Origin of the sequence: Indolivaga macrotermitis, from assembly GCF_900128985.1 — a bacterium.
Taxonomy (GTDB): domain Bacteria; phylum Bacteroidota; class Bacteroidia; order Bacteroidales; family Dysgonomonadaceae; genus Dysgonomonas_A; species Dysgonomonas_A macrotermitis.
The window spans coordinates 559,328-584,354 of sequence record NZ_FQUC01000002.1; the positions used below are offsets into that span (position 1 = coordinate 559,328).

At 40.7% G+C, this 25,027-nt stretch carries 10 protein-coding genes; 5 read left to right on the plus strand and 5 right to left on the minus strand.

Going from position 1 to position 25,027, the window contains the following annotated elements; genetic code table 11:
• Positions 1-12: 12 nt before the first annotated feature.
• The 4 genes from BUC12_RS05325 to BUC12_RS05340 all read right to left on the minus strand — a co-directional run bounded on the left by BUC12_RS05325 (position 13) and on the right by BUC12_RS05340 (position 9,950).
• The gene (locus tag BUC12_RS05325; RefSeq protein ID WP_062175914.1) at positions 13-2,340 is read right to left on the minus strand and encodes a GH92 family glycosyl hydrolase; all 2,328 of its coding nucleotides are present in this window, start codon (positions 2,338-2,340) and stop codon (positions 13-15) included.
• Entirely contained in the window at positions 2,341-3,426 is a 1,086-nt protein-coding gene (locus BUC12_RS05330) for an acyltransferase family protein (RefSeq protein ID WP_062175912.1), read from the minus strand.
• A complete protein-coding gene (locus BUC12_RS05335) occupies positions 3,419-5,581 on the minus strand; it encodes an alpha-N-acetylglucosaminidase (RefSeq protein ID WP_062175911.1) in 2,163 nt (720 codons plus the stop codon). Before BUC12_RS05335 ends, BUC12_RS05330 begins: the two co-directional genes overlap by 8 nt.
• Positions 5,582-5,774: 193 nt before the next feature.
• Entirely contained in the window at positions 5,775-9,950 is a 4,176-nt protein-coding gene (locus tag BUC12_RS05340; protein WP_062175908.1) for a hybrid sensor histidine kinase/response regulator transcription factor, read from the minus strand.
• Positions 9,951-10,763: 813 nt separating this feature from the next.
• Between BUC12_RS05340 and BUC12_RS05345 the strand changes: the two genes are divergently transcribed.
• From BUC12_RS05345 to BUC12_RS05365, 5 genes are all read left to right on the plus strand, one after another.
• Positions 10,764-13,844 carry a SusC/RagA family TonB-linked outer membrane protein gene (locus BUC12_RS05345; RefSeq protein WP_062175906.1) on the plus strand — a complete coding sequence of 1,027 codons (3,081 nt, stop codon included), beginning with the start codon at positions 10,764-10,766 and terminating at the stop codon, positions 13,842-13,844.
• Positions 13,845-13,856: 12 nt separating this feature from the next.
• Positions 13,857-15,461: a RagB/SusD family nutrient uptake outer membrane protein gene (locus tag BUC12_RS05350; RefSeq protein WP_062175904.1), complete on the plus strand. Its 1,605-nt coding sequence runs from the start codon at positions 13,857-13,859 to the stop codon at positions 15,459-15,461.
• Positions 15,462-15,555: 94 nt separating this feature from the next.
• Complete coding sequence (locus tag BUC12_RS05355; RefSeq protein WP_062175901.1) at positions 15,556-17,814, plus strand: GH92 family glycosyl hydrolase; 2,259 nt, start codon at positions 15,556-15,558, stop codon at positions 17,812-17,814.
• Positions 17,815-17,828: 14 nt separating this feature from the next.
• Complete coding sequence (locus tag BUC12_RS05360) at positions 17,829-18,383, plus strand: hypothetical protein (RefSeq protein WP_062175899.1); 555 nt, start codon at positions 17,829-17,831, stop codon at positions 18,381-18,383.
• 159 nt (positions 18,384-18,542) lie between these two features.
• Positions 18,543-20,468 carry a family 43 glycosylhydrolase gene (locus tag BUC12_RS05365; protein WP_062175897.1) on the plus strand — a complete coding sequence of 642 codons (1,926 nt, stop codon included), beginning with the start codon at positions 18,543-18,545 and terminating at the stop codon, positions 20,466-20,468.
• 544 nt (positions 20,469-21,012) lie between these two features.
• Here the strand turns inward: BUC12_RS05365 and BUC12_RS05375 are convergent.
• Positions 21,013-24,891 (minus strand): hybrid sensor histidine kinase/response regulator transcription factor, encoded by a 3,879-nt coding sequence (locus tag BUC12_RS05375; RefSeq protein WP_070808534.1) that lies wholly within the window; start codon positions 24,889-24,891, stop codon positions 21,013-21,015.
• Positions 24,892-25,027: the final 136 nt, after the last annotated feature.

Consider the following 25,027-nt stretch of genomic DNA (forward strand, 5'->3'; position numbering starts at 1 on the left):
TTCTTTATATTTTTACATTATCATATCAGGCGGGCAATCCTCAGGTCTGGTTCCCCATCCGGTATTCGGTTTGTCACCCATTACAAATTCCATTGTACCTCCATTCATTATATCCTGATGGGTTATATAATTACGTGTATAAGGCTTCCCGTTTAATGTTGCCGATTGAATATAGATGTTCTTTTCCGATGCCTTTAAAGCCTTCACTGTAAATGTCTTTTTATTTTCCAGATGTAGGGTAAGGCTTGGAAACGAAGGGCTGGCAAGCATATAATAAGGTGTACCGGGACAAACAGGATAAAATCCCATCGCGGCAAACATATACCAAGCCGACATCTGTCCGGCATCGTCATTACCTGCAAGACCACCCGGTGTATTCAAATATTCCGTTTCCATAATATGGCGGACAGCCTGTTGGGTTTTCCAGGGTTCACCTGCATAATTGAACATAAAGGCGACCTGATGACAAGGTTCGTTTCCGTGCCAATATCGTTGTTCGCTGAACATGGAATCAAGTTTTGCAATATAATTAGCCTTTCCCCCCATAGATTCCATTAATCCATACGGATCCTGTGGAGCATACCATGTATAATGGCAAGGCGCTCCCTCAGTAATGAAACGAACAAAGCTGAAAGCGTTATTCTCATCCAGAAAAGTTCCGTCGGCATGCCGTCCCTGAGCATATCCGGTACGAGGATCAATTACATTCCGGTAATTAGTCGCCCGTAAGATCAACTTCTCGTAATCTGCCGTCTTACCCAGAGATTTTGCCATCTGAGCAAGCACAAAGTCATCATAAGCGTATTCCATCGTGCGAGAAACCTGCTCTTGTGTATGAAATGCATCCGGCACAGCATCTTCAAGAGGGATATAGCCATATTTCAGATAGGAAGTCAGTGCCCGACGTCCCATGCCGTCTTTATATTCATCGATATCGGACGGGATTTCAAAAGCATTCTTTCTCATACCTTCATAAGCCTTCTCTACATCAAAGTTGCGGATGCCTTTACTATAAGCATCACCAATAGCCGCAATACTATGGTCGCCTATCATAGCAGCTGTATAACTATTCCAACAAGGAAAAGCCGGAAGCCAACCTCCTTGTTCGTATTTATGTACCAACGACTGCATCATGTCTCCACCTTTGGTCGGATAGATCAGGTTGATAAGAGGGTGCAGGGCACGGTAAGTATCCCACATACTGAAATCTTCATAATACGTTTCACCTTCGGGCAACTGCCGTATTGGCTCACCTTTTGCAAAAGATGGATAGTGCCCGTCCACATCATTGAATGTGCGTGGAAGAAATGAAGCCCGGTAAAAAGCTCCGTAAAATTTTTCTTTATCCGTATGGTTTTCCGTTTCCACTTTTATCGAGGAAAAGTGCAGTTCCCATATACGACTTAATTCTGTCCGAGTCCGGTCGAAATCCCAATGAGGAATTTCAGCTTCCAGGTTGCGGATTGCTCCTTCCCTGCTAACAAAGGAGGATGCCGCTTTTATCAAAACTTCTTCACCCGGTTCTACATCAAATTCTATGAATAAACCCATTCGTGGAGCCTTGTCAATCTGAGTAGCATGGGTAAATAAAGAGTCACCCCTATACGTACCATAGTTTGTTATCTTCTTATTGAATTGGATAACAAAATGTCCGCTATATCCTGCGGGTTTACCCAACCCCTGATAGATACGATGGACGGGATTGTATCCATAGATTTGATTATTGATGGTATCAATAGAGATATACCCCTGCCCTTCATCACTATTCGGGTTTACAACAAGATATCCTTTGCCTGCTTTTTTGTATGTGAAACGGTAAATTGCCGAACGCGAACGGGCTGTCATTTCGGTATGAATATTCTCATCGGGTAAAAAGACCGAATAATATGAGGGGGTTGCCACTTCGTCCTGATGCGAAAAACGGGTTGCTCTTTGTAGAGGTTGACAACGCAGATTGTCGAAAAGAGGCATAAGTGTCATCGAACCATAATCCTGAGTACATCCGCCCACAATCCAATGCGAATTGCGAAAACCTTGCAGCAACGTATCTGTATAATAATACGGAGCTACACATTTTAGTTCTGTATCACGGGTTTGAGGGGTCCAGAAATTCATACCGTTGGGTTCTAGCACCGCCGGAAGCGTTTGTCCGTATTCTTCCGTTTTTTTTCCGAATTTACCGGCTGTATGAGTTATGCTGGGAGCTGTCCCCACACGTGTATCGACGTATTTCAACAACGATTCCGCCTCACTATTACTTCCGCTCCTACAAGACATCAGGCAATGTAGCAATATAGCTATCAGCAGTATAGGACAATATGTGCAGATTGTTTGTTTCATTTATATTTTTATATAAATTTTTCTTTTGTATAATATGTAGCCGAATGCACCCATTACCAACGTAAAAACAAGGGCATAAACAGCCGATGCCAGATAGGGGTCAGGTATCAATAGATACACAATTCCATAAATACCAGGTTTAACACCTGTTGCTCCGATGACAATCGCAGTTACCTCACTTAGTACATAAAGGAATAGAGGGTTGACTCCAAAGACCTCAAAGAAGCGGCACCAACGTGTTTTCCCCTTCATGTCGATAAAATAGATCAGTACAGACTGAAGCATAGCAGCCAATCCACAGGTGACCAATACAAAAGAGGGCGACCAAATCCGCTTATTCAGAGGTATTGCTTCTGTAAGACAAAAGCCGAAGGCCATAAGTATGAAGCCTACAACAAACAGTTGCAGTGTTCTTTGTTCCAATGTATCTTTTTTCAGTATCAGCCTTCCGCAATAGAAACCAATCAGAGTATGGGCTATTGCCGGTAGAGTGCTGGTAAGCCCTTCGGGGTCTATGATACTTTTATAGTACAGGTGTCCGGATCCCAGCAGATTTCGGTCGATAATCCCCAATATATTTGTTTCATCCGGGTTATATCCGTTACCGATACAAAGCAGTACAGTATAGCCTACCAATAATATCCCGATTATCCATCCGATGTATTTATGATTGACATACAATGCAATAAAAGAAGCCACACAATAGCATAAAGCGATACGCGGTAATACACCTGTTAGTCGTAAATGTCCGAAAGGGAAGAAATCTCCCTTACAGATGTATCCGAACCAATGTATAGCCCAGCCTATGCACAAAATAATAAGGGTGCGTTTCAAAACCTTCCTAACCAGTGAGGAAGATGACTGAAAGTTAAATTTATTGAGTGCAATATAAGTAGAGATACCCATAATGAATAGGAAGAACGGGAATACCAGATCGCAAAACGTCAGTCCATTCCATTCCGCATGCTGCAAAGAATCATAAGATAATTTGCCCCCGGAATTATTGACGAGAATCATCCCGGCAACCGTAATCCCACGCAGTACATCAAGAGAGAGTAATCTCTTATTTAATGATGTGTCATTCATGGTTGAATATTTTATTGAATACCTCTTTAGCTACATCAACACTATTTCCTTCGGGAGCAACTGTATACGGATTCTTAGCCAAAGTCCACGGTTCTTCCATCGCATAGTAATCCAATATCACTTCGGGTTCACCATCTAATTGATCTTGCAAGGTCTGCCAATAAGCCTCCCAACGCTTATAATAGAAATCGCGCAGAATACCATTCCACTCCTTATGGGCATAATCACGGAGTCCACCATCATCAGCACAAATACGGTCGCCCCAAGTTGTAATTTGCACACGGGCATTCCATTCATACAAGTCTTTTTCTTCCGGTGTAGTACCCAGACTTCGCGCCTGTGCTGTCCAGCGACCTACACGAAACTCACTGCGTGTCCCTAATAGTTTGTCCTGCAACAAAAGCATATCCAAGAACTTTTGCGAATGACGGACGAAACTCCGTTTGTCGAAACTCTTGAAATCGGCAATAGTACGATTGTACGTAATACGCGCTTTGTCGGATATCGATTGGCGTACTATGTCTACCAGATCATATTCGAAGTTGTTATTTCCACGGTATTTATCTGCCACCTCAAGCACAAGCCTTGCAGCTTCTTCTGTAACAGTAGGATCATAATAGTTTTGCATTTTCGACCAACTGGATGCCTGAAAGTTATTTAACGACGGGCGTCCGCAGAAGATAGACTCGTGAGGTCCCTGTTGGTTGTTGCCGAACGGACAGTTATAAATACTATTGGCGAGTAACATCCATGCTTGTTCTATCTTTTCGTCTCTCACACCATAACGGGCAAAAGTGTAATTTTTTAACCACTCTTCCTTTGTAAACTTTTCGGGGCGCCAAGGCAACTCACTCATCAGTTCGAACATAACCGGATTATTCTCTGTCCCCTCCATAGTCAACCCTATCCCTTTCAGGTGAGCAGCCAGCGGATTATTTTTGGTAAGATAGAAATTGTCTAATAATTGATCCATCCGCCCGTGAAGTCCTACATTGCCTCCAAAATTCAGCAACATACAGAAAAGCCAATCGTGTTGTTCGTATCCTTTATCACGTTTCCAGATAGAAGGAATTCCCCACATGGGACGGCATTCACTGAACAAGTCCAATATCAACAGATCACCGGTTTTCATATTCTCAATCATTTCCGGCCGGGGATTTTCTGTCCATCCTTGTAACACCCATGTTGCTTTTGGATTCACCTGCTTCATAGCTTTCATTATAGCTTTGCCTGCTGCATCAAAATCTACCGAACCGGCATCCTCCACTTCATGGAATGGATCCATAGAATAGAAATCAGCCTTACCGAATAATTTTTCTTGTTCCTGATAGTATAAACTTGCTATTTCAGCAAAACGTGGGTCGGTAGGTTGCAAAAAAGCAGGACGTGTGAAACCGTTCCATAAGTCGGACTTTGTCAGATTTAACCCTAATTTTTGATCAGCGTTATGCGGAACCATTCCCGAGTAACCCGGAAAAACAGGCTTAATCCCATATTCGCGCATACGCCCCAATATTTTCTTTTGCAGTGCTTCCTGTTGTATATACCACGAGTCGGGATTAGGTCCGCCCCACCCTTCCAGATTATTCATTGCCCACCATGCGAGGAAAGCAGGGCCGGAAATGAAACTGTTTATCTCTTCTTTACTGTAACCTAGTTTTTGAAGCATATTAAACCAGATACACTCTTGTCCCACTACTGCCAGAGGCAGGTTGATACCATGTAGCGCCATCCAGTCTATTTCCTTTTCCCAACGCTCCCAATCCCAGAAAGCCATTGTATAGGAGTAAGTACAATAGTTGAAATCATAACGTAATGAGAGTGATGTCTCACGTCTCTCTCTGTGAGATACAGGCGGAAGTACCTGAGGAAGTTTTGCCTGCATCCCATTCCATGACAGATGCACTCCGGCATAATATTTCAGATACCAATTGATACCGGTCGCTATATTAACATAGGTATTGCCACGGACAACAACTTTATCTCCTTTTTGGTCAAGTTCAAAAAAATCACTCGTATTCTCTTTGACTTCTATAATAAACTTTTTTGATGCTCCTTTATCAATTCTTTCAAGCAGGCCGTTTACCGGATTAGCTAATAAATGAACCGACCAACAGGTAGTAAACAGAATTAGTAGATAGTGCTTGATTTTCATGGTATTCCTCGGTTTAGTATGATAGGCAAAAATAGAGGATTACCTTATATGAGTGGGGGAAAATAGGAAAGATTGGGTAGAAAATAGGAAAGCTGAAAATCCTTTCCCCGTTTTTTAGCTATTGAATCTGTACGGGCTTTTTCTTGTAAAAAAACCCATAACATAACACTATCGTTCTATTAATTATCGAGGGTTACTTCTTATTAAGCTTAGAGCTAGGCAGATATCCAAAGAACTCTTTAAAGCATTTTGTAAAATATTTGGGATCATTAAAACCTACAGCATAGGCTATCTCAGAAATATTGACATCTCCTGCCCTCTCCTGTAGTATTTTTTGTGCGACATTAAGCCGGTAATTCTTCATGAACTGCCCGATAGGCTGCCCTGTCAGATCCTGCATTTTTTTGTTTACTAATGTTTTACTATATCCCATATCACGGACAAACCGCTCCAGATTATATTCGGATTCAGCATAATTTTCCTTCATCAGGTTAACGGCGTTTGTAATAAATGTCTTATCTCTGGATTCTTCCTGTATATGCAGTTCTTCGACATTACTGCTTGCCGAAAACATCTTTTTATATTTATTCCTCAGATTGAGAATATTACGGATACGAAGCCGTAACACTTCCTCATCGAAAGGCTTGCAAAGATATTCGTCGACACCGATCTCGAAACTTCTTTTTTCCTGAAGTTCGGAACGGACAGCAGTAAGCATGAGTACCGGAATATGAGACGTTGCCAGATTTTCTTTGATACGCTGCGATAGTTCCATACCATCCATTACAGGCATCATAAGGTCACATATAATCAAATCAATGGCATGCTTCTGTACAATCTGAAGAGCTTCTTTTCCGTCTCCGGCCTCAAATATCCGATAATCCCTGACAAGTAGCATGCGGATATACGAGCGCATATCTTTATTATCTTCCACTATCAGAATAGTTGCTTTCTTAGTACTGTCTGCCGGTTGCTGTATATCCGGTATACAACTGTCATCAGTCACTTCGGATATTTCTTTGTCAACCTGTTTTACATTTTCGGCATGGACCAACGGCATCAATATACGAAACGAAGCTCCCCGACCAGAGTTATTACGCGCCCAGATTTCTCCTCCATGCAATTCCACAATTTTCCAGCAAAGAAAAAGTCCGATACCGGTACCGCTCTGACCATAGACAGGATATTTCCGAACTTTGGGGGATTGGTAAAAACGATCGAATATCTTCACCATATCTTCTGTCTCAAGACCATGACCTGTATCGCGAACACTTATATAAAGCGAATTTTCGTTCTCCTTTCTTTTGACGGATGCTATAAAAATGCTGATACGTCCATTGTCCGGTGTGAATTTGATAGCATTGGATACCAGATTTATCATTACTTTACGCATATATCCGGCATCGATAACAAGATAAGGATTATCAAGACGGAAATACAAATCAATACTAATCTGCCTTTCCTGAGCAAAAACCCTGAAAGGTAAAAGCAAATCCGACAGGAAATTGACAAAATTCTCGGGATGCTTATCCAATACTACTTTATCCATTTCCAGTTTCCGGAAGTCCATCAGTTCATTTACCAGAGAAAGCAGGTAGCGTGAGTTCCGTTCGGCAATCTCCAACTGTGCTTTTACCTTTTGATCCTGTGTTTCTCTCATGGCATGTTCGATAGGACCATGTATAAGAGTGACGGGAGTACGGAACTCATGGGTAATATTGGTAAAAAAGACTATCTTCTCTTCTGTTATTTCCCGCACATGTTTGGCCATTGCCTCCAGTTGCTTGTTTTGCACGGCCAGCTCTTGTGTTCGCTGTTCTACTTTTCTCTCAAGCCGTGCCTTTTGCTCCCTGTAAGTACGTATTTTTCTTTTATAGAACAGATAAATGATCAAACTGATAGCAACAATAAGTAATAGATAAAACCAGATAGTTTTATAAAAATAAGGAGTTATATGGACTTTTATTTCGGTAACCTCATCCGACCAACGCCCCGATCCATCTGTAGCGCGTACCTGCAATATATAATCTCCGGCAGGGACGGACGTATACCTAACCATATAGTTTCCGGGCTGGGTCTCAGTCCATTCTTCTTCATATCCTTTCAATCGATATGCAAAGCGGATACGGCTACTGTTGGCATAGTCTTGTATTGTAAAACCAACCGAAAACCGGCTCTCCCTTTCGTGCAGGAAAATATCCGAAGCTGTAGTGATGTTTTGTTTCAGGTAATCCCCACTGGACGGATAAATGATATTGCCCCCGATAACCAGTGAAGACAACTTCACCCGAGAAGCGGAAGGCAATAAAGTTTCATCCTGAGGATGGATAATAACTAACCCATCGATAGTTACCAAATAAATAAAGTCATGTATAGCCGAATAACGGATACCATTCCAATAAAATTGAGTAGCAGGCAACCCATCGGCTTGCGTGTAATTACTGAATGTCATGGACTGTATATTCAACCGCGAGATACCATCATTTGTTGTCAGCCACAAGTTCCCCTGTGCATCTTCAGCCATACCGATAATAGTATTGTTAGACAATCCCTGCCTTGTGGTATAGTTCTTAAAGACGAAGTGGTTATTCTTATCGCTTGTCAGTTGATACAAACCATGCCCATTGCTTCCCAGCCAGATTGTGCCGTTCTTATCCTCCAATATACTATTTATCTTTTCTAATTGAGTAGACTCCGGATTATCCAATTTATATCTAAGATATTTATAATCGAAGTGCCTATTAGACCTGGCAAAAGATGGTAAATCTACGATAAACACTCCTTGTGTGGTCCCTACCCACAAACGCTTTTTACGATCTATCAATAGTGCATGGATAGCTTCAAACTCATTATCGGATTGGTCGAATAATACTCTGGTGAAAGAGCCTTTGCGCTTATCATAAAAATGTATCCCTCGTGTAGAACCAAACCAGATTCCGTGATTGACCATATCTTCGCAGGCACTACTAATAAAGTCGCCTTCCAGTTCTGGGATGGTTTCACGGGTATAGCGCTTGAATGTACGATTATTAGAAATATTCAAGTCTATCCCATTAATACCTACACCCCACGTATATGCCCACAAATAATCGTCAGAGTCTATCAGTATACCATTGATAGTGTTATTGCTGATAGTAGTAATGTCATCTGGTGAAAAAAGAAATTGAGTGCAAGCCCGGGTTTCTTTATTCCATTTCATCAATCCCCGTTCGACTAATCCCATCCAGAGATTACCATCCTTATCCTCAGCCACTGAATTTACAGGAGTGGGAGTATCTACATTCATAGAAGAAGTTCCGCATGTCCACAGTTCGGTTTGGAGACGCTTTGGAGTAAGAAGGTTAATTCCTCCTGTTTCAGTACCCAGCCAGATTGTTTCACCATCGGTGAACAGACAATTAATAGCATTACAGTTAATTGTAGCATCATTCCGCTCACTCGTCTGCCGGATGAAAGAAAAGGTATCTGTAGCCCGGTCGTAAACATTCAATCCATTGAGGGTAGATACAATCAAATGTCCCCGATCGGTCAGTTTAATATCAGTTATATAGGCTTGACTCAACATTCCGGGACGATGCGTAGAGTAGCGGTATCTTTTCAGTCTCCGTTCATTGTGGTTATACTTAAATATACCTCGGTTGGAGCCAATCCACAAAAACTCGCCATCGTCCTGCATACAGGAAATACGCCAGTCTGCGCTAAAAGGTGTCAGGTTACCGGATAAAGGTTCAACAATCAATTGGTTACCAGATTGTTTTTGAACACGGCAAACCTGATTATCTATACCAGCGCAAATAGCCCAACCTGTATCTATGATCGTATGTATAGGCGATGTCCCGGCATTCTTGAGGCAATAATATGCCTTCACTGCTCCCTTATCGTCCAATTCTATACACCATAAATCTTTGCTGCCCGAAATCCATAGATTACCCTGCTTATCCTTATATATTGTACGCACATATTCATTCATCAGTTGGTGTAACGGACTATCCATTAGTAGAGGAAGTTCAACCAAAGAATAAGTATTGAGGTCGAGTATATCGATTCCTCCTTCCGAGACAATCCAGAGCCGTTTGTAATTGTCTTCGCATATCTTATGTATAAAATCATTCTTTAGGCGTACAGGCTCAGATTGCATATCGTAATTCAAGAACTCATAGCCATCATACCGGCCTATCCCATGATGTGTTGCAACCCAAATGTACCCTTCGGAATCTTTAAAAATATCGCTCACAAAACTATATGGCAGTCCTTTACTCTCAGTTATAAATTTGAAATTGTACTGGTCGAAAAACCGGTTAGTATTCTGAGAGAAAAGCACCAATGCTTGGAGTAACCCTATCAGGGCCAGCAAGAAGAATCGTTTCATTGTAATCCCTGGCTTTTAAAATTCTCGTATAGGCTAATTTATGAAACAAAAGGTACAACTTTATTTTTAATTCCAAACTTCCCTTTCCATAACCAGAAGCCAACTATACTATTTTCCCCTTCTTTTGCATCATTTTCCCCCTGCACCCAATATTATTGTTTTTAATTTGCAGTAATCAAAACCTAAAATACCATGAAAAAAAACCTTTTATTTTTTACCTTGACCTACGCCTATTATTAATAATAGTAAGGTACTACCTGAACGTGATGAAATTCATTTCATCTTTCCCCTTAAGCAATTAATAACTGATTAAAACAACTACGGCTTATGTAACAATATTTAACAATATATGATAACATTTGACAAAAGACCTGTAAACAGGTAATAGTACCTTGAGTCTGTCCAAACTCTAGTGAAATGATGTAAAACAGTTAAATAGAGATCGATTCCTTGAGTTTCACCTCACCAATAAACATAAAGTTTTCAGAGATTTAAACCAAACGAATAATATTCACCTAACAGTATTAACTAATACCCGATATTAATGTGTAAAAAAAAACATTATAATAGAAGATTATTAAACACTATGGATAGCCAACATGTAAAAAGGGATGATGAATTGGCTGCAAACATAAGAGAGATACTGAGGTAACAGAATAAAGAATAATACTTTCTCTTGGTTTAGCTATAACAGAAGGCTTTAATGTCGCCCCGAAGTTATTATTGAACAAAATCTAAACAGACTCTTATACTCCCGAAATAATTTATGAATACAGATAAAGAAAACTAAGTCTCTAATTAAATCTCAATTTTATGCAGAATGTACATATAAGAAGAAAAAGAACATTTACCCGGAGGATACTCCTAATTGTGTTCTTGATAAGCAGTACCCTGGCATTTGCCCAAAACAGGGTTTCAGGTACTGTTTCTGACCAGACAGGTGATCCCCTGCCGGGAGCCAACGTATCGGTGGCAGGTACTACAAACGGTGTTATGACCGATTATAACGGTAAATATTCAATAGAAGCAGAGAAAGGGCAAACCCTTGTCTTTTCTTTTCTTGGTTTTATTCAACAAGAAATAAAAGTAAGTCAGAATGTAATCAACATCACATTGGAAGAAGACTCTAAAACTCTCGATGAAATCGTGGTAGTTGGTTATGGTGTCATGACCCGTAAAGATGTAACCAGTTCTATAACTACAGTAGGAGCAGAAAAACTGAACGTAGGTGTTTACTCCGATCCGGCACAACTTCTGCAAGGTAAAGTTCCGGGACTGACTATAACGCAAAGTAGTAACCCCAACGCTTCGCCCACTGTCACTTTACGTGGGGCTTCGACCTTACGTACCGGAGCAGCTATGGAGCCATATTATGTAATAGACGGTATTCCGGGTATGTCACTATCGCTGATCGCACCGGATGATATTGAGAGTATAGATGTATTGCGCGATGCAACTGCAACTGCCATCTATGGATCGAAAGCTGCCAATGGTGTGATCATAGTGACTACCAAGAAAGGCAAAGCCGGACATACAAGTATCAACTATAGTGCTTATGTGGCAATCGACAATGTCTTAAAGAATTACGATGTAATGAATGCCTCACAACTTCGCAAGTATGCTGAATCGGGAGGTATAGAACTGTTCAATGATCTGGGAGCCGATACCCGTTGGCAAGACGAGGTACAACGTACAGCATTCAGTCACAACCATAATTTATCAATCAGTGGAGGTACAGACAAATCGGCCTATAATGCCAGCATTAACTATATGGAACGTCAGGGTGTTATCAAAGGTACAGACACAGATCGCATCATCGGACGGGCTTTTGTACAGACTACCGGATTGAAGGACCGTCTTACGCTCTCATTCAGTATCAATGGTAGTGTAACCAACAACAGCACTATCCCAACAGGCGACGACGGAAGACAGGGAAAAAGCGTATTGGATGCCATGTATTATTATTCGCCGCTAGTTCCTGTCCGCAATGCAGATGGTAGTTGGTACGAAAACAGTAGTATTTCGCAAAACTATAACCCGGCAGCCTTGATTAATGAAAATATCTATGATACCGAAAGTAAGCGCCTACAAGGAAATGCCAAAGCTTCATTAAAAATCATAGACGGGCTGCTTTACAATTTCAGCCTGGCTTATCAGAACGAAGAATATACTTACAGCAATTACAACACCACCAACTCTTTAATAGCCAGCGGCATGAACGGTAAGGCTCAACGCTCGTCCGTTACAAACAAAAAGAAAGTAATGGAAACCTACGTCAATTATGATAAAACATTTAACAAAGTTCATAAACTAGGTTTAATGGGCGGCTACTCGTGGGAAGAATCGAACGATAACGACGGTTTCCAAGTGACTACCTACGATTATTACAATGATGCTTTGACTTACCACAATATGGCCTTAGCTAATAAAATCGACAAGAACGGTTTAGGAGGCTGGGCTCTTTCTACTCTACGCATGATCTCGTTTTATGGTCGCGTCAACTACTCTTATGACAGCAAGTACCTACTTCAGGCAACTGTTCGACGTGATGGCTCTTCTGCTTTCGGAGCAAACAACCGATGGGCTACATTCCCCTCTATATCCGGAGCATGGCGTCTTACTGAAGAAAACTTCATTAAAGACCTGAATATCTTTGATGATTTGAAATTACGTGTAGGCTATGGAGTAAGCGGTAACTCACTAGGCTTTGATGTATTTACAGCTACCCAACTTTATGGAGCGACAGGCTGGTACGAAAACCTGACCTCAACGGGCGAAACAGAACAAATACATATACTTGGTGCTACCCGCAATGCTAATCCCGATCTGAAATGGGAACGTACAGGCATGTTTAATATCGGTATAGACTTCGGATTCTTCAAGAACCGTTTGAACGGAACAATCGAATATTATGACAAACGTACGAAAGACCTGATCGCCGATTATGCCGTTTCGACAACCAAATATCAGTACAACTGGCTGACAGCCAATGTGGGCGAAATCAGCAACAAGGGTATCGAACTTACGATCAATGCAATACCTGTAAAAACAAAAGACTTTATGTGGGAAACTTCAATAAACCTTTCGCACAACAAGAACAAGGTCGTTAAATTATCTAACAGTTCATATTCAGTCGACTATTTAGACAAAGGGAATGTCGATGCAGCAGGTTTTGCTACAGCAAATAACCAGCGTGTAATGGAAGGTTCTCCTATAGGCCAGTTCTATCTGTGGAAATGGGCAGGAGTAAAAGACGGTGTTTCGCACTTCTATGTATACGGCGAAAGCAGCCTCGAAGCGCTATATAAAGATCAGGGCGGATATGATGGTAATGTGACCAAACAAGCCGACGGCCGTTATATCGATAATGCAACCGGAGAATATGTAACAACCAGCAGCCCATTGTATGACGACCGTGCAAAAGCAGGTTCGGCACAACCAAAACTGACTGCAGGATGGAACAACTCGATCACTTATAAGAACTGGACATTGACTGCATTCGTTCAGGGAGTATTCGGAAACAAGATACTGAATGCATCGCGTGCCTACTTGAATAATATAGGTAATGTGACTGCCGGTAAAAACGTATTGGCTTCTATCGCAGATGAAAATCCGGTAACCGACTATAACTCTCATGCACCATCCGACCGCTATCTTGAAAGTGGTACTTATGTGCGCCTGTCATCTCTATCTTTGGGATACAACTTCGGGTATATGAACGAATATATCAAAGGGCTCCGCTTATATGCTACGTGTAACAATGTTTTCACTATTACCGGTTACAAAGGCATCGACCCTGAAGTAAGTCTGGGTGGCATAGAACCAGGTATCGACAACCGTCAGACTTATCCACGTACACGTACCTTTATGTTCGGTGTTAATGTCAACTTCTAAAATGCAATGAATATGAAAACTAAATATTTGAAATTATTTATGTCGGCTGCACTGCTGACTCTCGTAGCCGGCTGTACGGATCTTGATGTAGATATTAAGTCTCAATACACGGAATTCCCCGATTCGGAACTGGCGGCAGAAGCCAAAGCAGCTAATGCTTATTACGCTATGCGCGGACCGTTGGGTCGCGACTATAATCACGCCCAGACCTTGTCGTCGGACGAAACAATGTCTTTCTCTTTCAATGGTTCAGACTATTACGACAATGGTCGTTACAACCATATGAGCTTGCATAGCTGGACTCCGGATGATGCAGCAATCGGCTACTGGGAGAATTTCACAGCAGGTATTACAACCTGTAATAACCTGATTGCAGAAATGGGAGGGGAAGAAGCCGACGTAACCGCTTCTATCCGGGCTGCCCGTGCCTTTTATTTCTGGGTATTGATGGATAGTTATGGTGATGTGCCGCTACTGGATCACGTGCTGGATGCAGATGAAGCAGTAGACCGCTCTCCACGCGCCGTGATAGCTGAATATATAGAATCGGAATTATTAGCTATATTAGACCTGTTACCTACCGAAGTAGATGCTTCTACTTATGGCAAGCCTACCCGATGGATGGCTGATGCTTTACTGGCAAAACTTTATCTGAACTGGGCGGTTTATACCAGTAGCGATGTAGCTACATATACTCCATCCGTAAGTAACAGCAAACTGAATGATCTGGTTAAAGTGTGTGACGACATTATTGCATCCGGCAAATTCGATTTGTCCGACGCTTACCTTACCAAGTTTTATCCCGAAAATGGTTCGCATATCAAGGATTTCATCTATGCTATGCCTTTCGACCGCGAAACACAACAAGGTATGACCTACGCCCGTTTCTGGACACACCGCAATGGAAATACCGAATTCTATGGTGTAAACTTACCAAGCAGCGTAGGTGGATGTTTTGCGATCAACACCGAATTCGTAGACAAATTTAATCTGCCAGGGGATGCCCGTAACGATCAGATTATTGGCGGACCACTATATATTCGTAATGCGAGTACTTACAAAGCGACCACCACTCCATGGATAGTTAGTGATCAGCAAGTAACGTTAACAAAAGTAATCACATTGAACAGTTTAGATGAAACTATGCCGGTTGACAATACAGCGCATGGCGGCCGTTCACAAGGCTACCGCTCCATCAAATTTTACATGGATCTGAATACAACAGCTTCACAAAGCCGTAACCAAAGTAATGATGTGCCTATCTTCCGGTATGCCGATGTATTATTGATGAAAGCCGAGGCCATTCTGCGCGGCGCAACCAGTACCAATGGCGATACCCCTATGTCACTGATGAACCAGATACGTAGTTATGTCAATGCACCACTAGTTACAGCTAATCCTACATTGGACGAGCTACTTGACGAACGTGCCCGCGAATTTGCTGACGAAAACTGGCGTCGTAACGACCTTATCCGTTATGGCAAATTTGAGAACGATTGGGGTTACAAACACGTTATCAATCCGGGTGCCAAAACAGAGCTTTATCGTCGTATTTTCCCTGTTCCGACATATATTCTGAATACTAATACCAATTGGTCACAAAATAAGGGATATTAAAAAAATCGTTTTATTTTAAAACTTATAGAGCCTTGTATTACATCTGACCATCATATCAACTGTAGTACAAGGTTTTCTTTTAAAGACAAGACTGATGAAAAAAAATATACTCGTACTATCCGTTTTACTACTTTCTTACATAAACAGCTTTGCACAAGAAACAGCTCTAAACCGTTATGTCGATCCTCGCATCGGTTCCGAAGGCTTAGGACGGGTCTTTATTGGCCCGTCTTGCCCTTTCGGGATGGTAAAACCGTCACCGGACTGCACAGCCCGTCCGAATAGTGGCTGGTTACCCATGCCCGAACAAGTCGATGGCTTTTCGCAAGTACATGTCAGCGGAACGGGAGGTGGCCCTAAATATGGAAATATTCTGGTTATGCCTTTTGGAGAAGGGATGGATCGCATCCAGCATATTGACTACCGGAAGGATGAAACCATCAAATTAGGATATTACTCCACTCAATTCAAGGCTTCAGGCATACAAACCGAAATAACCACTGCCCCCAAGGCTTCGTTCTACCGATTTACTTATCCTGCCGATTCATTGAAATCACTCGCCATAGATGCAGGCTTCTTCCTTGGAGAAAGCTCTGTACCGGATGCCCGCGAAGCACAACAATTTGTAGGTTCAGAGATACAGATTATATCCGACAGGGAAGTTATGGGTTATACCCGCATACGCGGAGGATGGAATAATGGACGTGCATATACAGTCTACTTCTATGCCGAAACCGACAAGCCCTTCGTACGTACATCCACATGGAAAGGCAATAAAATCACAAATGACAAGTATCAATACGATTCCCAACAGAAAACAGGAGCTTTGCTTCAATTCGAATCTTCCGACAATGTGATACAACTGAAAATTGGTATTTCCTTCCTCAGTTCGCTAAAAGCAAGAGAGAATGCACATGCTGAGATATCTCACTGGTCGTTCGAGACAGTACATCAGCAATTACTGGATCAGTGGGAAGGGTTATTCCGGAAGATCGAAATATCACCCCGTACACCCGATGCATACAAGCGCATGTTTTATACAGCCCTTTACCATACTATGCTGATGCCTGTGGATCGCAGCGGCGAAAATCCGCTCTGGACAGATAACGAACCGTATTATGATGACTTCTACGCTATCTGGGATACTTACCGGACATCATCGCCCCTGATAACACTGATAGACCCCGAACGGGAAACAGACATTGTACGTTCGCTCATCAACATATACAAACGCGATGGCTATATGCCCGATGCACGTAGCGGAAACAGTAACGGACGTACACAAGGAGGCTCAAATGCTGAAATAGTGATAGCAGACGCTTTCGTAAAAGGACTGAAAGGGATAGATTATGAACTGGGACTGGAAGCCATGTTAAAAGATGCAACCGTACCTCCGGGAGGTAATGGGGAAGCAGAAGGACGTGGCGGACTCGTACCTTATCTGCAACTTGGTTACATTCCCTATGGTATCCCTCGTGCAGGAAACCGTACTGTCGAATATTCTTACTGCGATTATGCAATTGCACTTGTCGCCAAAGGCTTGGGTAAAGAAGATTTATATGATCACTACCTGAAACAGTCGGGCAATTGGAAGAATTTGTGGCGCGATGGTTATGAGCACGCCGGAGCAAAAGGCTTTATTATGCCACGTGACGAAAAAGGCAACTGGCTGGACAATATACCTTTCGGCAAGTCTAAGATACAAAAACCGACCTTTACCTATACTCCGGTAACATTCGAAGGGCCGTGGTATACCCCCTGGTGGGATATGTTCTTCTACGAAGCCTCTTCGTGGGAATATTCGTTGAGTATTCCACACGACGTTCCCGGATTGATTGAGAAATGTGGCGGTGCAGAAAAGTTTGAAGAACGTTTGGATATCTTTTTCGACAAAGAGTTCTTTAATGTTAACAACGAGCCGTCTTTCCTTTCACCGTGCCTCTATCATTGGATAGGGAAGCCGCATCGAAGCAGTGACCGGGTTCATGAAATCATCCGTAAAAACTATAACGATGGATCTATCGGATTGCCGGGTAACGACGATTCGGGAGCTATGTCCTCATGGCTTGCTTTCCACATGACAGGACTTTATCCTAATGCCGGACAAGACTATTATCTTATTAATACACCCTTACTGGAAGAAACTTCGTTCAAATTGGAAGATGGAAAAATGTTCAAAATATCAACCAAAGGTCTTTCAAATAAAAATAAGTATATACAGACTGTTACTCTAAATGGGAACACATACCCATACTCGGCCATACGTCACAAGGACATAACTGATGGTGGCGAACTTATATTGATTATGGGTGAAAAGCCAAGCGAATGGGGCAAACAGTTATTGTCTAATTAAGGAATCAAGAAGAGATGAAAAAATATATTATATTATTATTTGTGTTGTGTATAAGTCCTGTAGGAAACCTGTTGGCGAAGAATATCATTGCTGATTCCCTTGTATTTGTGTATAGCCTTCACGGACAGACGAGAAGATATGAAACCACTTTCGAAGAGAAAGGAGACACATTGTATATGAATTGGGGAATAGAGCGTAATCTTAAATGGCAATCAGGCAGTTATGGTATGGGAAAGAAATCGGTAGCAGAAGCTATCCGTCTTAGCTTTCTTCAACCGGAAGATGGTAAACATGTACAGCTCCCATCCGAAGAAACTGTAGCTATACTCTCGCAGGCGGCATACAAACAGTTGAAAGAGCATAACTCATTTGTTTATAACCAAACCAAATACTCAGTTTTAGATACAAATGAGAAAACAATGGGCCATAATCTGATCCATGTAATAGATAATGTGGAAGGATGTGAGATATGGATACTAGACAATCCCCGCATCCCTATAGTATGGAGAATGCGTAACAATCCTTTGGGTATTAACTGGGAAGTACAACAGATTTCGTCGCATAAATGAATATAGATCCATTTTTACTATATTTGTGATAGCCTAAACAGAATGTCATACCAACCCTATGCATATTCTCAATGGAGATTAAACAAAGTTGTTTAATCTCCATTGAATTCATATCCCATAGTTTGTACAAATTTATTCTATTAAACAGAACTATATACAATGAGAACATCTGTAAAACTTATTCTTTTAACCTTTTTCGGGCTGTATTGTATTAAAACAAGCGCACAGCAGATCAAATCTAATATTGCCGAAAAAGACTATGCCGGTTATTTGTTTGCTTACTTCAAAGGCAATGCTGTAGAAGATGAAGCTGTATGCTATGCGGTGAGCCGTGACGGGTATAACTATCTGGCATTAAACAACAATACTCCTATATTGGATTCAAAACAAATCAGCTCTACTGGAGGTGTACGCGATCCTCACATTTTGAGAACAGAGGATGGCAAAGCATTCTATATGGTAGTTACCGATATGACCTCATCCAAAGGTTGGGACTCAAACCGTGCTATGGTGCTGTTGAAATCTTCCGACCTGATAAATTGGACATCGTCGGTTGTCAACATACAGCAGAAATATTCCGGACAGGAAGACCTGAAACGGGTATGGGCTCCACAAACCATCTATGATCCCAGTGCCGAAAAGTATATGGTTTATTGGTCGATGCAGCATGGCTCCGGTCCTGATATTATTTATTATGCTTATGCAAATGAAGATTTCACCGACCTGATAGGAGAACCCAAGCAATTATTCTTCCCTAAAAACGGGAAATCATGCATTGATGGTGACATAATCAATAAAAATGACCTTTTCTATATGTTCTACAAAACCGAAGGTCATGGTAACGGCATCAGATTAGCCATCACCGACTCTCTTGCATCGGGCAAGTGGTTAGAACAACCCGGTTATAAACAACAGACACGCGAAGCTGTGGAAGGTTCGGGAGTGTTCAAGCTAATTAACAGCGACACCTACATATTGATGTATGATGTTTATATGAAAGGTAAATACCAGTTCTGCGAGAGTAAGGATTTAGATGTATTCAAGCCGATAGATAAAGAGATTTCGATGAATTTTCATCCTCGCCATGGCTCCGTGATACCTGTAACCCGGCGAGAATTGAAAGCCTTAACCGACAAATGGGGTATTCCCGAAGACTTCGAAATGCCTACTGACAAAAACCCAGTACTAGAAGGTTATTTCGCCGATCCCGAAATACTCTATTCTAATAAAACCAATAAATATTACATCTACCCCACCAGTGACGGTTTCGACGGTTGGGGAGGATATTATTTCAAGACGTTCTCGTCAGATAATCTGAAAGACTGGAAAGACGAAGGTGTAATTTTGAATTTACGAAAAGATGTATCGTGGGCGAATGGTAATTCTTGGGCACCTTGCATTATAGAAAAGAAGGTAGGAAAGAATGATTACAAATACTATTACTATTTCAGTGGCGGACAAGACGGTGGGCGTAAGATGATTGGGGTTGCCGTTTCGGATAATCCGACAGGGCCTTTTGTCGATTCAGGGAAACCACTTATCGATTTTAAACCCGATGGTATAAATCGTGGACAGGAAATAGACCCTGATGTCTTTAGCGATCCTCAAACAGGGAAGAGCTATATTTATTGGGGCAATGGTTATATGGCAGCAGCTGAACTAAACAAGGATATGATATCAATCAAGAAAAACACTCTTAAAGTATTGACTCCCGACAAAACATTCCGTGAAGCCGTTTATGTGTTTTACCGAAATGGCATCTATTATTTCCTTTGGTCTGAAGATGACACCGGTAGCCCTAATTATAAAGTAAGGTATGCAACCGCTAAAACACCTTTGGGCCCGTTGACAATACCCGAGAATAATATTGTTATCAAGAAAGATGAAGCGAGAGGTATATTTGGAACTGGGCATAATTCAGTATTACAGATACCTGATAAAGACGAGTTCTATATTGTTTATCACCGGATTTCACGTCCTGATGGAATGAAGAAACCTTATCCGGGAACTTTTAGAGAAGTATGTATAGACAAAATGGAATTTAATGAAGACGGAAGTATTAAAGAAGTGATACCTTCTCTATAAGCAGAAACGAGAGTATTATGAATTTCCCCATTGTTTCTGACACAGCAGGTGCGCATGCTGGCGAACTAGCATCTGAATTGAGAGATATCTTAGAAGACAAAATAAATACTAAATATAGCAATACCAGTACGAATATTGGTATTGCTATCCGTTGTTTACCTGATTCATACAATAGAATTTTTTTACCCGCTATTCGAATAAAGACAATTATTTAACAATAGATTTCTGCGTTTCGGTAGAAGAATATGAGAAATTGTACAAAATCGAACAAAATATGAATTAGGGAAAATATTCTTGGAATGGTTAGAGAAAGGATTAGTAAACAAAAACTTCGTAAAAAACAACCAAGAATTGTGCAAAGAAAACTTTATTAACGATATCATAAATTGGGGAAAAGACACAGATTGGTTTACTGAGGAGGTAGATTATAGTCAAGAATTAGATTATTCGGTTGAATATTGGGAGTGGAAGTGGATAAAGAGTGAATAACACACAATCAGACAAAAACGATAAAGATCGAAGCCGTCTCCTATAATATATAGATTCATTTAAACTGAGAGGGAAGCATTCCGAATTCTTTTTTGAATGCTTGAGTAAAGTAAGCAGGAGTGCTGAATCCGACATTATAGGCAACTTCTGCAATTGTCAGCTCTTGTCGTTTTAAAAGCTCTGCAGCTTTTTTCAGGCGTATATTCCGGACAAAATCAGTAGGAGTAAGCCCTGTTATGGAATTAATTTTCCTATAAAACGTTGTACGGCTCATAGCCATATCGTTACTTAAATCTTCTATGGAATATTCTGAATTACTTATATTTTCTTCTATTAATATAAGAGCCTGTTGTAACAGTTTATCATCTGCAGATGAAATAGTAATCTGATCGGTATTTATTTTGATTGACCGTCCGAAACTTTCTTGTCGTTCCCGTCTCTGTTCAAGCAAATTCCGGATACGGAATAATAGAATATCCCAATGGAACGGCTTCCCGATATAAGCATCAGCCCCCTCTTTGTAGCCCATTCGTTCATTTTCAAGATTATCATTGGCTGTTAACAGCATAACCGGAATATGTGATATATTTATATTGTTTTTAACCCTGCGGCATAATTCCATTCCATCCATTTCGGGCATCATAAGATCTGTAATAATAATATCCGGATTCTGTTCTATCGCAGTCTTTTCGCCTTCTATCCCATTTGCTGCTTCGTAAACTGTATAATAGTGACTTAATTCTTCACTCATATATGAACGAAACTCTTCGTTATCATCTACAACTAAAATTACATTCCCTGACTTATCTAAATCTTCTGACGTTATTTCGGCTTCATCAATTTCATGTATGAGTTTATTCTCTGACATCAGGTCCGCCGGCATACAGACGGTAAAAACTGATCCTTTACCAACTTCACTTTGTACACTAATCCTTCCTTGGTGCATGACTGTATATTCTTTAGCAATATGTAACCCTATACCACTTCCCGTATTACTTTGTTCTGCACCCACTTGATGGAAGCGTTCGAAGATTTGATATTGTTCATCAGCCGGAATTCCTATTCCTGTATCCGCTACACTGATGATAACGTATTTTTTGTTTCCTTCCTGTTTCTCACTCAGTCTCAAACTTATTTCACCTGATTCAGGAGTGAATTTTATAGCATTGGAAAGCAGATTATTTACTATCTTCCTCAACTTATCATGATCGAAGAAAATAAATAATGAATTGATATCTGAGTGATATTCGAAATGCAGTTTTTTTTCGCTTATTGTCAGCAAGAAATTCTCATAAACAGAAACAAGAAATGCATTTATATCCCCTTTAGTCAAAGATAAAGTTTCTCCACCCATTTCTACTTTTCTGAAATCCAGTAATTGGTTTACTAAGATCAGTAGATTGTAAGCATTTCTGTTTATAGATTCCAATTGCTTCCTGATTACCGGATCGGATACCTTACGGATAAGTGCTCCCAAAGGAGTAATAATCAGAGTTAACGGAGTACGTAATTCGTGGCTGACATTAGTAAAGAAACGATATTTTATTTGAGCAATATGCTCTTTCATTGCAGTCTCTTGTTTTTTCTTTTGAAATTCGACATACCTCCGGATCATAATTATAAGAATTACAAGAAAAACAACAGTATAAAGCATATAAGCCCACCAAGTTTCGTACCAGGCAGGCAGACGTTCGATCTGTAGAATCAGGGTATGATTATTCCAGAGACCGTTCTCATCTGTTGCTTTTATCTCGAGGTCGTATCTTCCTTTGGGTAATTCGGTCAGATAAATATTGTTTTGTCCTACCGGTAAATAGTTCCAATATGATTCTTGCCCTCTGCGCCTGAAAGCAAATCGAACTTTACCGCTGTTCACCGGATTAAATGTAGAAAAGAATAATTCTATATTTTGCTCATGAGGTTCTAATATAATAGAATTGCTATCCGGATATATATTAACGCCATTTACCTTTATATCAGTCAACCCGATATGTGTTTTATCATTGATTTTTTCGGGTGGATCAAGAGAGGGGAATACACATATACCACCACTTCCTCCGACATGCATTTTTCCCTCATCATCTTTATACATAGACAAGAAATTATCCAGATGAATCTGAGGATCGGTTGCACGGATCAGACGATAACTGTCCTCTCCCGGATTATATACAATAATTTTCTGGTCGGTTAATATCCATAAATTATTTCGACTATCACATTCCATTTCATATATAACTTCATTGGTCAAGTCATATTCAAATGTCTTTTGATCGAAACTATTGTCCTTCGAATTATAAAAATATATGCGGTTTTGTTCCGTTCTTGCCCAAATACTTTGATCATCTGTAATACTTAAGCTTACATAATTGTCTTCGTCATGCGGATGGTATTGTTGCTTATTCCCATCCGGAGCAAGTTTAAGAAAACCATTTGATTCAGTTGCAACATATACATTACCGTTTATGGAAGAAACAATATCATTAACGATTCCCGTATTCTCCCATACAACTTCCGTTTCTTTGGTTTTTAGTTTATACCGAAACAGATTATCACCGGTTCCTATCCAAAGGTTTCCCGAATTATCTTCATGCAATGTGCGAATGCTCTCATGTTGCTTCAAAGGCAAAATACAAACAGTTGATTCCGTTATCTTATTCCCTTTATTTTGAATCAATACTACGGAAGCTGCACCTTTAATTGCATAAATGCCATCCATACTTTCGGATTTTTCGAGATACAGCAATAGATTTTCAGCATAGTAAGGCAGAAAATTACCATTTGAAGTCTGATAGTTGCATATGCCGATACGCATTTGCCACATCCAATATTGTCCCTTATCGTATATTATTTTTACCGGAGTAGCAGGAATTCCCGTTTCCTCTTTTATCCGCGGTATTTTATAAACAACAGGAGCTTCGGACTGAAAAGATATTATAAATGAACGTGGATAGTAGCCCGATACCCATAAATAGCCTGAACGGTCACTTCTTATGTCGTGCATTATTTTTTTTCCGGAAGATTTGATCGCTGAGACTTCAACCGGTTGCAAACTGTAGTTATCCGTAACTTTGTATGTATGCAGATCATCCATAGCTGTAGTCCAAATGTAATTGTATACACTGTCCTGCGCCATACTATTTATTTGTCTTTCATCTATACTGCATCCGTTTTCCATAATATCCTGCAAAACAAACACTTTCTGCGGTACTTTTTCGTTCGGATCAAACCGGACAACTCCTTTACCCCAAGTGCCTACCCAATAATAAGGAGACGAAACATCTTTCAGAATACAAGTCGGACTTTCGGGAAAATTCCATGGATAAGAAATAAAGCTATCTTTTTCAGGATCGTATCGAAAAATCCCTCCGTTCCATTGAGTAACCCAGATTATCCTGTTGGGGTCTTCATAAAAACTATATATGCGTACAGAGCGAAAAGTGTCTTTTTTTCCTAAGATGTAAGTTCCCACTATTTCTTTCTGCATGTTATATTTATACAAGGTGTTTTCGGTAGATACCCAGACCAAACCATCGGAAGTCGCGTTAATTGTATTAATTACCCTGCTCTTTATTCTATCGTCCGTCAGCGGAGTAATTTTATAGTCTTTTTTATCAAGAATATAAGCACCTCGTTTTGTCCCGAACCAAATGCGGTGTTCTTTATCTTCAGTAATATATGTTATACTATTGCTCTCAAGCAGATCAGGAGTTACGAGGCTCGAACGAAATACTTTCACCGTATATCCGTCGTCGCGGTAAAGCCCCCCTCTTGCAGTGCCATACCACATATAACCTTCAGAATCCTGATAGGTACGTATAATATCTCCAGTCGGTATTTGATCCTGAGTCGGAATACCGGACATGGTTATATTTTGCGACGGAACCTGTACCGAGGCTAATAAAATAATGGCTAATAATAGGAAAGACTTTATCATCTAGTCGATTGGATAACTACACAAATATAAAAATTAAAAGTAGAAAAAAATGACCTGAACTTCTCTTCTGCAACATGATTCATATCTTTTGCAACATGAGAGATACCCCTTTCCGGAAAGCTTATACATCTTTGTC